The sequence below is a fragment of the Streptomyces sp. NPDC007189 genome, from assembly GCF_040703635.1.
In the GTDB taxonomy this organism is placed as follows: domain Bacteria; phylum Actinomycetota; class Actinomycetes; order Streptomycetales; family Streptomycetaceae; genus Streptomyces.
The window spans coordinates 1-13,590 of sequence record NZ_JBEYEY010000034.1; the positions used below are offsets into that span (position 1 = coordinate 1).

The following is a 13,590-nucleotide window of genomic DNA, read 5'->3' on the forward strand; positions in this document are numbered from 1 at the left end:
ACGCCATCCTCGCAACTACCTCGCCTTTCTTGGCCTCGCTGCAGCACTGTGCTGCTACAAGCGACTGCTCCGCCTCACCACATAGGACACCGTCTAAAGCGGCCGACACCAGCACCGGAGCGAACGCATGACGACCACCGGCCTGTACGACCTCGTGACCAGCGAGAGTGACAACGGCACCATGCACCCCGCCGAATAGCTCTGGACGCCCGGCGACCGGCCCCTCGATGCGGATGACGGCCAGAGACCGGCTGACGTCCAGGGGCACGCGGTGCTCGGCGTGGATGAGGTAGTCCTCGACGGGGTCGTCGCTCTCGTAGAGCCGAAGCGCTGCCCCTTTGGCCTTCTCGACGGCGATGACGAATTCGACAGCGGCGTCTCGCCGTGCGTGTCGGCGGACTTGGTCATCATGGGCCGCGCGGGCGGTGAGTTCGGCGGCTTGGCGGGCCGCGCGTAGCGACCGAGACGCCCAGGACTGCGGCTGCGGAGGCGGCCAGGGCGGCGATGGATTCGATCTGCACTGGCAGCATCCTTCCCGAGGTGCCGCACTTGCGAGACCCGATGCTGAACTTTAAGGAACAGACCGGCCACCGCCACCCGATGCGGAGAGGTGACTGAGCGCCGTACGGACAGTGCGGGACGGCGCGGCGCCGCCCCACCCCACGGCACTTGGCTGAGGTGCCGGTCTCTTCCTTAAAGTTCAGTAGGCCTTAGAACCCGTCGAGGCCGGGCCGATGTCGGCCGTCGACTGTACACGCTGGCGTGGAGGCGGGACCGCGACGCCACGGCTGGAACCGGGACGGGGCGGGCCTCACGGACAGGCGCGCATCTCCTGCGCGTGGTGGAAGACGATCTGCGGCGTGTTCTCCTCGATCCACGCCCGGTAGCAGCGCTGGCACACCTGGCGCGGGTCTCCCGAGCGCTTGCCGTGCCGGCAGTTGTTGCGGATGGCCTCGTGCAGCTCCCTCATCTGCCTTGCGGCCTTCGCCGCTTCCTGCGGCGTGTGCTCGGCGAGGACCAGGCCGAACCGGTTGGCCAGGGCCTCGCCGCTCGGCGACAGGGGCGTCTTCGCGGCCAGGCGCCCGGGGCGGCTGCGGGCGATGTCGGCGACCGCGAGCAGGGCGAGCCCGCGCCCCCGGAAGGCGGGTTCGATGTACACCAGCTCCAGCGCCCAGCGCCGCACGTCCAGCGAGACGAACCCGGCTTTCTCGTCGCCGTAGCGGATCCACGCCGTTGCCAGCCAGGTGGCTACGGGCAGTCCGAGTCCTGCCTGTCCGGTGCGTTCCAGCTCCTCCAGCTGGTAGTTGCGGTACATGACGCCCAGGCCGTGGACCTGGGCGTCATCGCGTGCCTCGTACAGGTCAAGGGTCATGCCCTTGGCGGGCTCGCCGACCACACGGTCCCCCTTCGTCGGTGCTGGACAGACGTGTTGTACCAGCGAGCCGGGCCGGGGGTCATGCCCCTTGGAGGTCCGGTCTACTTCGCCGGGGCCTTCTCGGCGGCCTTGCGGCGCTCGGCCTGGCACGTCGGGCACAGCTCACACGACGACTTGATGCCGCCGTCGCTGGCGTGGGAGCCGCGGTGCCAGCACTTGCTACAAAAGATCATTCGGGTCACCTCCTTCCCTCACCCCTTCTCGGGGCTCGCGCGCAGAAGGACAGGACGACGGGCATCGCGAGCGGCCCCGGGCCGGGCCGCCAAGGCGGTCACCGCAGCAGCCGCTTCACGCCCTCGATATGGGGGTGCCAGGCAGCTTGAGCTGGTTCGGTGCTAGTGCATCGATGAGGGGAAGAAGCCCGCTCTGCCGCTTGCCGTTCCGGTGAAGTGGTAGGTGACGGCTTCGGAGAGCACCTTGGTGGGCGGGTCGCCGTTTTCGACGATGATGGCCTGGCCGGGGAAGGACAGCATGTCCTTGTAGAATCGGTCCACGACGGTGGAGGTCAGCTCCACATCGTCGATGTCGTCGGGTTCCGGGTCGCGGTAGGTGACCACGGGTGAGTCCAGGACGACGAAGCCGAGATGGTGCAGGTCCCGGTCCATGCAGAAGCGGGCCAGCGCCGTGGTGAACGCCGAGTGCAAGACCGCGCGCATCCCTTGGCCGCACTCAATCCGCTTGCGGCCGCCCGCGCGGATCTCGGCGTAGTACTGGTCGTATTCGGCGTGGTCGGCGGCCGGTACCTGCCAGGCATTGAGGGTCTGTTGGAGGATGGAGTCGAAGTCGCCCACCGTGGCGGTCGGGATGTGCTGGGTCGGGGGCGGAGTGGCAACGGCCCCCTCACCGACGAGGCGGGATCTCTTGTCGTCGAGCTCCGCGATGCGGGCCTGCAGCTCCAGTTCCCGCTCGACGACGGACCGCTCCTCGACCAGCTCTTCGACGTCGGAGCGCAGTGCGGCGATGCCGCCTTCCAGTTCGGTGATGATCTGGTCCCACACGCCGATGTCGGACTGCGCCTCCACCCGGCGGCTGATCAGAGCTGTGTGTTCGCCTTCCAGGTCGGCGATGGTGGGCAGCAGGGCGGTCGTCTTGGCGGCCTCTGCCGCGACGGCGGTGTGGAGCTGGGTGGTTTCCTCCGCCCGGTGGCTGGGCTGCTGGTGCTCGCGTTCGGCGCCGCAGAAGGGGCAGGTGCCGACCTTGAAGTAGCCGAGGATGCTGCCCGCTTCGTTGACCATGGCCAGCCGGTCCAGGTCCGAGCGGTACTGGGCCTCCAGCAACTTGAAGCGGCCCAGTAGGTCACTGACCTCGGTCAGCCGCTCATCAAGGGTGGCCAGTTCCCGGGCGGCTTCCATGCGGGAGTCGACCGCTTCGCGGTGGGATTCGTTGACCCGGCGCAGCGGTGCGGACTGCTCGTCCAGCGCGGTGCGGATCCGGATGAGCCGGTCACGGAGCTGGCGCTCGTTCTCCTGGGTCCTGAGTTTGGACGACAGGTCGAGGACGAGCTGGTCCAACAGTTGTATCTGGCCTTTGTGGACGCGGCGTTGCCCGGCATTGAGGCCGGTGTCCACGGCCGGATCGCCTTCCCCGGTGAGCAGGAACCGCATGACGGACAGCTCCGCGGTCCGCGTGGTGGCGGTCCCGGTACGCAGCACCGGCGGCACATCACCGACCATGCGGTTCTCGGTAACCAGTGACAGGTGCAGCAAATCGCTCAGCGCGAGGGGGCGGGTGCCGCCGGCCTCGTTCTTGCGGATCAGGACCTCGTCCAGGCCGAGCGCGCGCAGCAGGTGGATGGAGAGGCTGTTGCGGCTGCGGGCGTTGTGGACGGCGGTGACCGACGCGTCCGGCGTGCCCATCACAAAATCGCGCAGATCCGCGTGGTAGAGGAAAATGCTGTTGCTGTCAGGAGCGCGCAGCAGCGTCAGCGGGCTGCCGTCCGGCATGAGCAGGACCAGAAGGATCTGTGTGTAGCCGGCGCCTTCGGAGACCATCGCCAGGTCGGCGCCGCCCAGCATGTATTCGATCGACTTTACGATGAACGACTTGCCGGTGTTGGAGGCCCCGTAGATGACGGTCAGCTCCGGGCCGAAGATGATCTGCGCCGGGGGGAGGTTGGCTCCGCAGTAGGTGAGATGGGTCAGCTGCAGTTCACTCACGTCGGCCTTCGAATGGCGTGGATGCGGACAGGGAGCCGCTCAGGAGTTCCGCGGTGGCCTGGCGTACGTCGGTGTCGGGGGCCCAGTGGTGCACGGCCCACTCGGCGCGCTCGCGCAGCCGCTCCACGTAGGGGGCCTCGAGGATGTCGACGAAAGCGGGCCCGCGTTCGGTGGCCCGGTAGACCAGTCCTGTCTCATCGGCTTCGACATCGGCGAGCCCGGCACGGATGAGGACCAGCAGCGCTTGTTCCAGCACGGTGCGCTTCATGCCCAGTTCACCGGAGTGCCCGGGCAAGGAAGGGTGCAGGGAGGGCGGGCCGTCAAGGTCGCCGCTGTGGAGGACGGCATGGTCAAGGACGGCCAGCTGTGCCAGGTCGAGCGGTTGGGGGTGGCTCTCGGCTAGCAGCACCAGTGCCCGCACCCCGATCTCCAGCGGGCTGTTGAGCGGGTTCACGCGTCTCCCCCTTCCTCACACCATTCCAGTCGGCCGTCGTTCGCTAGGTGATGGCATACCCCCTTGCGGTCCAGGGGCCTCACATACCGGGTGAGAACTGTCTCCGTCAGCGCCACAGCACCGGCCGCTTCCAGGACCGCCTGCAGCCGGTCCCAGCCAAGTTCGAAGCGCTTGTCGGCCACCTCTACCGTATGGGTGTAGACGTCGTCCATGACCGCATTGAAGTGTCCGTCGGGATAGGCGTCCCGGGCGAAGCGTTTCAACGACTCGGCGCTGTAGAACGCCTCGCGCTGCCGGCGCATGTGAGCGCCGGCCGTGGGGTGCTGCGTGATCAGTTCCAGGGTGTCGGCGTCGGCCTTCCACCGCTCGGCGTAGACCCGCACGAGCTGCTGAACGTAGCGGGCCTCCTCGGGATCATGCTCGTCCGGAGGCAGCCTGACGGCGGGGCGTTCGCGCGGTTCGTCGGGGAACCGGGCGGCCCAATGCGGGGTGGTTTTGTGCTGTTCGAGCATCCGGTCCATGTCGACGGGCACGAACATCGAAAAGTCCGTCTGCTCGGCCAGCTGGGCCACTTCCTGCCGCTGATCGGCCGTCAACCGAGTGATGACCTCATCACTCGTTTCGGCTAGCTCCTCAAGGAATTTCGCACGGGTCTGAGCCGGTTTCGCCAGCGCCGTGCGCAGATTGCGGGCGAACGCCGGGGCGACGAAGACGTACTGGGTGGGCAGGACGAAATGCCCCAGCACCACCCCGACGAACATCTTGCGGATCTCACCTGCGGCGGTACTCCAGTTCAAGGCGCTCTTGTAGCGCTTGCACTGGTAGTTGTCCCACGGCCCTTCCAGACCCTGCGCACTGCGGTACGCGGCCACATCGATGCCGTGGTCTCCGCTGCCGCCTCGCCGCTCCACCCGCACATACTCCGATTGAAGGGCCGGAACCCACTCCTTGACGAACTCCTCGAACTCGTCCGGGTCGTACCCGAAGACGAGCTTCTTGGGGCTCGGCATGTACGGAAACTGCATCGCCGGGCCCTTGAGCACCAGCGGCGGTTCGGCGGGATCGCCTTGTGGCGCACGCGTCTGATCCGACACGTTCCCCCCTCGTGCAGCCCGGTCGGTGGCCGTTGCAACGGCTGTGCCTAGGGATATCACTGATCGATCGCTCACAAAAGAGCCACCGTCGAGACACCGACGGTGACGATGCAGCGTCCCGGCGCACGGGCCATTCCGCGAGGCCGGAAGATCGCCTCTCCGCGACAGTCGCCCAGAACTCGTCGTCCAAAGCCTGAGCGATCTCCACGTACAGTTCTCGCCGCGCTGCATGGTTCTGTAGGTGACGGGACACGCCAGGGTCACCGGATAAGGCAGCCCCCGCCGCCGCCAGCACCGCTCTGCCTGCCGCTCCTGATCCGCCTTCCAGAGCAGCAACTCCTCCAGCGGATACTCGCCACGATCCACCAGCACGTGATGCGTCGGGTACAACAACAGCAGATTCCCTGACAGATCCAACCGCGAGCGGTCAAAGGTCGGGTCGAATCTGGGACCACCCCTCTGCCCGGACCGCATGTGGGCGACCTCTGCAACCACCAACTCACGCCCCCTGTCGCGCACCATCAGCGGTGAGGGACAGTCCGGCGCAGCGCAGTGCACAGCCGACCCGAAAAGGCGCTTGATCGTCTCCTGAGTAACTGCCACCCCGGCACCCTACGAACAGGCTGACACCAACTCGGGGTGCCGATAACGGATCTGCCACCAGCCCCAAACGAAGCGGTTCGCCCTGGTCAGCGCAGACTGTGGTGAGTCAGGATGCTTGGGGGGCGGTCCAGGACCCGGTACACCGTGGCCCGGCTGACGGAGAACAACTCGGCGACGTCGGCGATGGAGTGCTCACCGGTTGCGTGCTGCTCGCCCAGGTGGGCCTGCTGCCGGGCGGTCAGCTTCGGCTGTTTCCCCTTCAGCTTGCCCTTGGCCCTGGCGACCGCCATACCCTCCCGGGTCCGCAGCCGCAGGAGGTCCACCTCAAGCTCGGCGCACGTGGCCAGGATGTTGAAGAACATCTTGCCCATGGGGTCGGCCGGGTCGTAGAGGCTGCCGCCGAGGGAGAGTTTGACGCCGCGGGCGACGAGGGAGTCGCCGATGTCGCGGGCGTCGGAGCGGGCAAGGCGGTCGAGCTTGGGCACCACGAGGGAATCGCCGGCGCGCACGGCAGCCAGGGCCGGGTCCAGGCCCTGCCGGTTGCGGTGAGTGCCGGTCAGTCCGCGGTCGAGGTAGATCCGGTCTTCGGGGATGCCGAGGTTGATGAGGATCTCCCGCTGGGCGGTGAGGCCCTGGGTGTCGGTGGAGCAGCGGGCGTAGCCCGTGAGGAGTCCGGTCACGGCCCAGGAGCGTACGGATAGCCCCCGCTGACCGTACAGATCACCGGACACCCTAAATGAGACAGCGTCAGGGCTGATCGCTGTCGCTCAGTCGTCAAGATCGCGGGTGTCCGTTGGGGGATCCCCTATCGGACAGCGCTGCCTCGCGCATCGGCGCCGCGTTGGATGCGGAGGTCGGCGACAGCCCGCGCGGCCCGCTCACGGTCGATGCGGTCGAGGGTGGTGTCGTTGGCGAGGGTGGTGAGCACGGCGGCGGCGTCCTCCGCATGCCCATCAACCTTGGCCAGAGCCTCGGCGGCCCACACGCGGCCATCGCTGTCGAGGGTGGTGTCGTTGGCGAGGGTGGTGAGCACGGCGGCGGCGTCCTCCGCATGCCCGTCAACCTTGCCCATAGCCTGCGCCGCCTTCACACGGTCGCCGCCCGGCAGGGTGGTGTTATTGGCGAGGCTGGCGAGCAGGCGGGCGGCGTCCTCCACATGCCCGTCAACCTTGCCCATAGCCTGCGCCGCCTTCACACGGTCGCCGCCCGGCAGGGTGGTGTCGTTGGCGAGGGTGGTGAGCAGGCGGGCAGCGTCCTCCGCATGCCCGTCCAACTCCCCCAGTGACCGCGCGGCCCACACTCGGTTGCTGCGATCGAGGGTGGTGTCGTTGGCCAGGCTGGCGAGCACGGCGGCGGCTTCGTCCACATGCCCGTCAACCTTGGCCAGATATTCCGCAGCCCAAAGGCGCTCGTGGCTATCGAGGGTGGTGTCGTTGGCCAGGCTGGCGAGCAGGCGGGCAGCGTCCTCCGCATGTCCGTCCACCCCGCCCAGAGCCGCGGCGGCCCACCGGCGATCCCAGCTGGACAAGGTGGGGTCGTTGGCGAGGCTGGCGAGCAGGCGGGCAGCGTCCTCCGCATGTCCGTCCACCCCACCCAGAGCCTCGGCGGCGGACCGACGGTCGTCGACGGGGGATGTGGTGTCGTTGGCGAGGCTGGCGAGCAGGCGGGCAGCGTCCTCCGCATGTCCGTCCACCCCGCCCAGAGCCGCGGCGGCCTTCACGCGCTCGCTGCGGCCGAGGGTGGTGTCGTTGGCCAGGCTGGCGAGCAGGCGGGCAGCGTCCTCCGCATGTCCGTCCACCCCGCCCAGAGCCTCGGCGGCCCACCGGCGATCCCAGCTGGACAAGGTGGGGTCGTTGGCGAGGTTCGTGAGCAGGCGGGTGGCCGCCTCCATGTGTCCGTCCAGCCCTGCCAAGGCCTCAGCCGCCTCGACGCGGTCGGAGCCGTCGAGGGTGGTGTCCTGGGCAAAACAGGTGAGTCGGTCGGCAGTGGGGATTTGACGCAGGTTGGTTCTCAGACGCACCTGTCCGACGAGGAATCGGCAGGCATTCCCTCCTCCGGGCCTGATACGAGCCTGGATGCGTTGGGCGGCATCGACTGCGATGTGATCTTCAGGTTCGAGGAGTTGGTCGAGGAGGAAGCCGAGGTGTGAGGGGTCCAGGTCCGGAGGCTCCCAGTCGCCGGCGGGAGGCTCTTCGAGGGGGAACAGGGCATCGAGCAGATGCATGCGGGCCTCGTCATCGCGCGTGGCGTGGCGGGCTGCGTGGTACTCCATGAGGGTCTGGTGGAGGAAGTCGAAGTCGTCCGCGCGTTGGGCCAGCAGGCCGGTGGTCCGCAGGAGGTCGCTCAGGAAAGACTCCCAGAGCTCCTCTTTCACCTTCGGCGGGCGGTTGACGTGCAGGTGTGAGGCCAGTATCACGATGGCGGGAGCGGGGTCGCCGTTGATCCTCTTGTAAGCCAGTTCGTCGATCAACTCTGGTAGACGATCGCGCACCAGCTCCGCGGCCTGCTTGGCGGCTTGGGAGTCCCTGGGGATCTGGTGGCGGTCTTTCAGGCGGTGGATTGCCTCGTCATGGGCGCTCGCGAGCGGTTTGTGGGTGTTCTGTTCGTAGATCAAGTCGACGAATGCCTGATAGGCCCCGGTACGGCCCTTCGGCAGAGGGCGGGTGGGGTCGGCGGCATAGAGCTGGCAGAGCATGGAGGCCATCAGCGGGGTACGGGCCAGGACGTCCAGGCGAGAGCGCTGAAGCCCGCTGATGAACACTTTGGCATGGCGGCCGGGGTTCTCCAGGCCACGGAACCATTGCGTGGCGTAGTCGAGCAGGTTGTCGCTGGAGAAGGGCTGCAGTTGGAAACGCGGTACCTGAGAGCCGAGGGTGTCGAGCTCCCTAGCGGGCAGGGGGCGGGTGGCCACGACGAACCGGTACAGCGCGGGCTGCCCGGCGGTGACACCGACCAGCAACCGAAGGACCGTCCTGCGCGTGTCGGTGTCGGGGATCTCGTCGAGGCCGTCGACGAGCACGAGCCAGGGCACCCCGGTGCGCGGCTGACGACGAAAGAACTCCGCCGTCAAATCGTCCAGTAGCCCGAACCGGCTCAGCGCCCTGGTGGTGGCCTTGGCGAGCAAGGCGGGAAGCACGTCGGTGTCGGCCAAGTCACGTGCGCTCACGAGGGCCGGGATCGTCTTGCCCGCGCGGTTGCTCAGCCAGCGGGCGGCCGATTCGGCCAGGTGGGCACGCAGCAGGGTGGACTTGCCTCCCCCGGGGCTGGCCAGGAGCACGCAGATGCTGCTGTCCGTACGGAAGACCTCGGTGGCGGCCACTGTGGTGCCCGCAGCGCCGCCTGGGCCCGGGCGCCCCATGGTGTCCGGATTGTGCGGGTCATCCGGCTCTTGGCCCCGGGCGTGCTGGCGCACGTAGACGTCGGCCAGCGAAGGAAGACCTCCCTCCGCGCCCGGGATGCCGGGGTAGGGGTGCTGCAGTGCCGCCTGTCGAGCAGCCGTCAGGTAGGCGCTGATCCGCGGTTCCAAGCCGGACCGCGCAGGGGCCGCAGGTGCGGCGTTCTTGGCCTGCCGCCACAGCGCCGTCCACTTCGCCTCGGCCGCCCTCAGTTTGCCCGCCACCTCGGCCGGACCCCTCGGACTACGGAGCTGCGATTGTTCCGACCATTCCAGGAGTACCCGGACCAGTGCCCAGAGGGATTCGAAGTCCCGTGCCGGGGTGCCCGCCTCGAACCAGCCGCCGACCGTGGTCGGCGTGAGCTTCGGAAGGCCAGCCGCGGTTTGTCGCTCGTTGGCCACGGCGATCGCCTGGGTCCGCTGCCGCCGCCCCCTCAACGCTCGACGCTCCAGCTCGCGCAGTTCGTCGCGCAGTGCCTGCCGTGCGGCGCTCAGGTCCCCGTTCAACGCCATCCCCTCTCCCAGCCCCGGTGTCCGGCGCGTCCGGCAGGACAGGCGCCCGTCTCCTCTCTCACCTCGTCTTTTGCCCATGTGATCCGGCCCGTCCGGTAAGTGTTCAGCTGCGGCGGGCATCGGCGCTGGACTGTTCCCACGGCGGCCGGGATCCGACGGCCGCTCCACTGGGAGGGACTCCAATGACAGTCATCGCAGTTGCCCTGGTTCCGGTGGCCGGCATGGTGGTCGCGGCCACCGCGGCCCTGTCGATCGTCGTCATCGCCCTGAAGGGCACCGCATCGCGGGACCGTGCCCAGGTTCTGCGCGCCGTCGCCGTCCTGATCAGCGCCGTGCGCGGCCGCAAGTGACGGCCCGGCCCCCGCCGTCACCGCCCGCCCCCGACCGCTGTGACGGCGCCGATAGCCGTCAGCTTTTCCGCGTCCTGCACCGAACACACCAGGAAGCCCAGGTGCTCGCGGATCTGCGCACGGTGATACTCGATCGTGCTGCCAGACCACTGGTACGCGTCGAAGTCGGCGGCCGGCACCTTCATCTGCCGAGCGACGAACTCCACTACCTCGTCTGGGAAGTCCCCGCGCCCACGAGGAAAGCGGCCGTGCCGGGTGTAGTACTTCAGCAGCAGAGCGAAGCCCAGGCGCGTCCCGCCCCGCTTCCCCGCCACGAGCCCCAGCTCGTCATCGAGCACCGTCCAGTGCTCGACTAACTCGTCCATACCAACCGGCTGCCGCCCCACAACCAGACATCATTCCGGACAAGCACCGGTCAGAGCCGCTGAACAGCGAAAGATCCAGGCCCCGTTTGGGGCTGGTGTCACGTCCGTTACCGGCAACCCAACTCCGCATGCGTTCCCCCCGCAGGTCGCCTGAGATCGAGCTGTACCAATAGACGCGGAGGCCGCCATCCCCAGGTTGGGGTGACGGCCTCCATGTCGATGGGCGGCGAGCCATCAGCCGTCGGCGGCTGGGACCGAAAGGGCGGGAAGCGTGACGTTGGGATGGAACTCGGCGCACGTCGCGATGCCCGGCGAGATGGTCCCGAGCGGCCTGATCTCGGTGCGGGCCGCCTCGTACTCCTTCAGGGCAGCCGCCGTCTTGGGGTCGGGGGTGACGATCGGTGCGACGACGCCCTTGGCGGCCATCGGCAGGCCCTTGCGCGTGGCCCCATGCTCGGCGTTCTGCAGCGCCGTCTCGCAGGTGCAGAGGGCGTCGGCGAGGTCGCCGAGTACGTTGCCCGCGTCGTGCACGAGGGTGGCGAAGGCCCCGGCCGTGATCGCGTCAGCGGTCCACTGTTCACGGAAGACCACGTAGATGTCGCCAGCCGGGTTGACCGCCTCGACCCTTTGAAGAAACTGCTGGTAGGAGGCGCTGTTTCGGGAAGAGGCGGTCATGGTGACTGCGTGTCCGTCCCGTACCCGAAGAGCGCCGTAGACCCAGGTCTTCTCCGGTCCGCGGCCGTAGTCGACCTCGGACTTGATGCGGTGACCGTCCGGCGACCAGCCCGGCGCCGGCGGGAAGCTACGGGGGATCACCGGTCCAAGTCGTCCAGGGCATCGGCTCCGGTGCGCACGACGGTGCGCCAGCCGGCCGCCTCGTAGCGCTCCACCTCCTTGCAGATCCGCCGGCGGCGGTGGCTGCCGAGGCCGGCCAGGTAACCGTCCCAGTCGGTGGTGTCAGGGAGGTGCTGGACGCCCTCGGCCCCCAGCAGCACGGACTGGTACCCGTGCTGCCTCGCTGTGTCGTCCACCGCCTGGGCGTACGGCTCCCCCACGTACAGCAGGGCACTGCTGCGGCAGCCGAGTTCGGCCGCCGCCCGGCCGAGCAGCGCGGGCAGGGCGGCCATCACGGCGGCCCGCTGGGCGGGGGTGCGGCGGCCGCCGTCGCGGAAGTACATCTCGCCCATGCCCTCGGCGGTGATGTCGCGCAGCTGCCGCTCGCCGGCGCCGGCCTGCTGGGCGTCGAACAGGCGGGCCGCGTAGGCGGGCGGCAGGGCGATGGTCAGGTGCCGCACGCGGGGCGATGGTCAGGTGCCGCACGCGGGCGTCGTCGGTGGTACCGGGCGCGGCGGTGAATCCGAAGCGGGCGCGGGTTTCGATGACCAGGCCGGTGGCGGTGGCGGCCTGGCGGCGGGCCTGCTCGCGGACGCGGGCTGCCAGCGGGCGCGTACGGCGTCCTCCAGGCGCTGGGCGAGGTCGGGCCGGGGGCGGCGGATCTGTTCCTTGACGTACCGCTCGACGGTGCGCTGGGAGACGCCGAGAAGTTCGGCCACCGGGCGGGTGCCCTTGAGCTGGCGGACCAGGAAGCGCATCTGGGCGCCGGCGGACTTCGGGATCGGACGGGTGAAGGCGCGCTGTATGGCGCGGTCCAGGCTGTCGGAGACCATGCCCATCGAAAAGGGCTTCCCTTCAAGATCGGCCGTGCGGGCTTGTGGGGGCCGATCTACCGGCCCGGCGAGGGGATTTGACGCCGGGCCAGGTGATCGGCCGCGAGAGGGGCGCTCAGGGGCGTGTGCGGGGGTGCTAGTCGGCCCGGGCCATGTCCCGGATCCTCCCGAAGTGCAGCTGATGGGCGACGGTCACGGTGCAGGTCGGTCCGTTGCGGTTCTTGCCGACGATCAGATCGACCTCGCCCGCCCGCTCGCTGGCGGGCTCGTAGGCGTCCTCACGGTGGAGCAGGATGATCGCGCTGGCGTCCTGTTCGATCTGCCCCGAGTCCCGCAGGTCCGACACCATCGGCCGCTTGCCCTCCCGATGCTCGGAGCCGCGGTTGAGCTGGGCGCAGCAGACGATGACCGCGCCGGTCTCCTCCGCGATGATCTTCAACTCGCGGCTGATCTCGGAGACCCGCTCATACGGCGTCTGCCGACCGTTGCGCTGGTCGGTCTCCATCAGCTGGAGGTAGTCGATGATCACCAGCGGTGCACGGCCGGTCTCCCGGGCGAGGGCCTTGATCCGGTGGCGGACCCGGCTGGGTGAGACGCGGGCGGCATAGTCCATCCACAGCGGCAGCCGGGTGAGGTCGGGCAGGATGCGCAGCATGCGCGCCCAGTCGCCGTCCTCGATGGCCGGGCCACCGTCCATCAGGTGATGCAGTCCCACCGTGGCCCGGGAGGCGAGCACGCGGTTGAGGACTTCCGGCTCGCCCATCTCCATGGAGTGCACAAGCGTCGGCCGTCCGCTGCCGGCGTTGGCCAGCGCGGCACCGAGGGTGAATGCGGACTTGCCCATGGCGGGCCGACCGGCACCACGATCACGTTGCCCGGCCGCATCTTCACGACCGCGTCCAGGTCCATCAAGCCGGTCACGGCCGCCGCCTCGACCGGCGCCTCCAGCGCCTTGAGGTGCTCGTGCAGGCGGTCACCGAGGCGGCCGAACAGTACATCCGCCTCACCGTCGCCGACGGCCAGGGCGTCGAGGTCGGCCTGGTGGGCGCGGATCGCGTCGGCCACGTCGGTCGGGGAGATCAGGCCCGCCGTCTGCTGAGCACGGGCGAGGGCTGCCTGATAGCGGCGCACCGCGGCGTGTCCCTGGACCAGGTCCGGGTCCGCGTAGTGCTCGACCTGTCCGGGGCCGCAGGCGGCCGAGGCCAGTTGCGAGAGGCGGACCAGGCCGCCGGCGCGGTCCAGGTCGCCGGTGCGGCGCAGTTCGGCCTCGACCATCGGCACGCCCGTGGGCCGGCTCGCCCCGTGCAGGCGGACGATCGCCTGCCACACCGGCTGGTTGGCCGGGGACAGGGCATCGCCGTCCTTCCAGATCCGGGCGGCATCGGCCACGACGTCGTAGGCCGCAGTCGCCATCAGGCACGCCCCCAGCACGTGGGCCTCGGCCTCTTTGCTGTACCCCTCCAGCTCCTGGCTGCTCATCGCCCGGCCTCCGCTCCCGCCGTCGCGTCCGGATGAGTGCAGCGCCGCATCGGTGCGTTCGGGTCGTAGTCCAGGACCCA

At 69.0% G+C, this 13,590-nt stretch carries 13 protein-coding genes and 1 pseudogene; 2 read left to right on the plus strand and 12 right to left on the minus strand.

Annotation, left to right across the window (positions count from 1 at the left end; genetic code table 11):
- Positions 1 to 280: 280 nt before the first annotated feature.
- Complete coding sequence (locus tag AB0950_RS38240) at positions 281 to 457, plus strand: hypothetical protein (RefSeq protein WP_366780550.1); 177 nt, start codon at positions 281 to 283, stop codon at positions 455 to 457.
- 354 nt (positions 458 to 811) lie between these two features.
- Here the strand turns inward: AB0950_RS38240 and AB0950_RS38245 are convergent, their stop codons facing one another.
- The 7 genes from AB0950_RS38245 to AB0950_RS38275 form a co-directional block, all read right to left on the minus strand.
- Positions 812 to 1,396, minus strand: a complete 585-nt coding sequence (locus AB0950_RS38245) for a hypothetical protein (protein WP_366780551.1) — start codon at positions 1,394 to 1,396, stop codon at positions 812 to 814.
- A gap of 80 nt (positions 1,397 to 1,476) precedes the next feature.
- Entirely contained in the window at positions 1,477 to 1,608 is a 132-nt protein-coding gene (locus AB0950_RS38250; RefSeq protein WP_366780552.1) for a hypothetical protein, read from the minus strand.
- 162 nt (positions 1,609 to 1,770) lie between these two features.
- Positions 1,771 to 3,591, minus strand: a complete 1,821-nt coding sequence (locus AB0950_RS38255; protein WP_366780553.1) for a hypothetical protein — start codon at positions 3,589 to 3,591, stop codon at positions 1,771 to 1,773.
- Entirely contained in the window at positions 3,584 to 4,045 is a 462-nt protein-coding gene (locus AB0950_RS38260; RefSeq protein ID WP_366780554.1) for an ABC-three component system middle component 2, read from the minus strand. Before AB0950_RS38260 ends, AB0950_RS38255 begins: the two co-directional genes overlap by 8 nt.
- Positions 4,042 to 5,139 (minus strand): ABC-three component system protein, encoded by a 1,098-nt coding sequence (locus tag AB0950_RS38265; RefSeq protein WP_366780555.1) that lies wholly within the window; start codon positions 5,137 to 5,139, stop codon positions 4,042 to 4,044. Before AB0950_RS38265 ends, AB0950_RS38260 begins: the two co-directional genes overlap by 4 nt.
- 689 nt (positions 5,140 to 5,828) lie before the next feature.
- Positions 5,829 to 6,422 (minus strand): recombinase family protein, encoded by a 594-nt coding sequence (locus AB0950_RS38270; protein ID WP_366780556.1) that lies wholly within the window; start codon positions 6,420 to 6,422, stop codon positions 5,829 to 5,831.
- A gap of 125 nt (positions 6,423 to 6,547) precedes the next feature.
- Complete coding sequence (locus AB0950_RS38275) at positions 6,548 to 9,649, minus strand: hypothetical protein (protein WP_366780557.1); 3,102 nt, start codon at positions 9,647 to 9,649, stop codon at positions 6,548 to 6,550.
- Positions 9,650 to 9,831: 182 nt separating this feature from the next.
- Here AB0950_RS38275 and AB0950_RS38280 point away from each other — a divergent pair, with 182 nt between their 5' ends.
- A complete protein-coding gene (locus tag AB0950_RS38280) occupies positions 9,832 to 9,999 on the plus strand; it encodes a hypothetical protein (protein WP_366780558.1) in 168 nt (55 codons plus the stop codon).
- A 17-nt stretch (positions 10,000 to 10,016) separates the two neighbouring features.
- Here AB0950_RS38280 and AB0950_RS38285 read toward each other — a convergent pair whose 3' ends face one another.
- From AB0950_RS38285 to AB0950_RS38305, 5 genes and pseudogenes are all read right to left on the minus strand, one after another.
- Complete coding sequence (locus AB0950_RS38285; RefSeq protein ID WP_366780559.1) at positions 10,017 to 10,364, minus strand: DUF4158 domain-containing protein; 348 nt, start codon at positions 10,362 to 10,364, stop codon at positions 10,017 to 10,019.
- Positions 10,365 to 10,598: 234 nt separating this feature from the next.
- Positions 10,599 to 11,180, minus strand: coding sequence for a hypothetical protein (locus AB0950_RS38290; RefSeq protein ID WP_366780560.1), 582 nt, complete (start codon positions 11,178 to 11,180; stop codon positions 10,599 to 10,601).
- A gap of 335 nt (positions 11,181 to 11,515) precedes the next feature.
- Positions 11,516 to 12,037: pseudogene (locus AB0950_RS38295) on the minus strand (XRE family transcriptional regulator); the annotation flags it as partial.
- 130 nt (positions 12,038 to 12,167) lie between these two features.
- Positions 12,168 to 12,842, minus strand: coding sequence for a DnaB-like helicase C-terminal domain-containing protein (locus tag AB0950_RS38300; RefSeq protein WP_366780568.1), 675 nt, complete (start codon positions 12,840 to 12,842; stop codon positions 12,168 to 12,170).
- Positions 12,728 to 13,510: a DnaB-like helicase N-terminal domain-containing protein gene (locus AB0950_RS38305; RefSeq protein ID WP_366780561.1), complete on the minus strand. Its 783-nt coding sequence runs from the start codon at positions 13,508 to 13,510 to the stop codon at positions 12,728 to 12,730. The genes AB0950_RS38300 and AB0950_RS38305 overlap by 115 nt, the downstream gene beginning before the upstream one ends.
- Positions 13,511 to 13,590 lie beyond the last annotated feature (80 nt).

What these genes read in the sequence shown, in the direction of transcription:
- AB0950_RS38250 (WP_366780552.1), bottom strand. Translation starts at nt 1,608, where the DNA reads ATGATCTTTTGTAGCAAGTGCTGGCACCGCGGCTCCCACGCCAGCGAC.
- AB0950_RS38275 (WP_366780557.1), bottom strand. Translation starts at nt 9,649, where the DNA reads ATGGCGTTGAACGGGGACCTGAGCGCCGCACGGCAGGCACTGCGCGAC.
- AB0950_RS38280 (WP_366780558.1), top strand. Translation starts at nt 9,832, where the DNA reads ATGACAGTCATCGCAGTTGCCCTGGTTCCGGTGGCCGGCATGGTGGTC.
- AB0950_RS38285 (WP_366780559.1), bottom strand. Translation starts at nt 10,364, where the DNA reads ATGGACGAGTTAGTCGAGCACTGGACGGTGCTCGATGACGAGCTGGGG.
- AB0950_RS38305 (WP_366780561.1), bottom strand. Translation starts at nt 13,510, where the DNA reads ATGAGCAGCCAGGAGCTGGAGGGGTACAGCAAAGAGGCCGAGGCCCAC.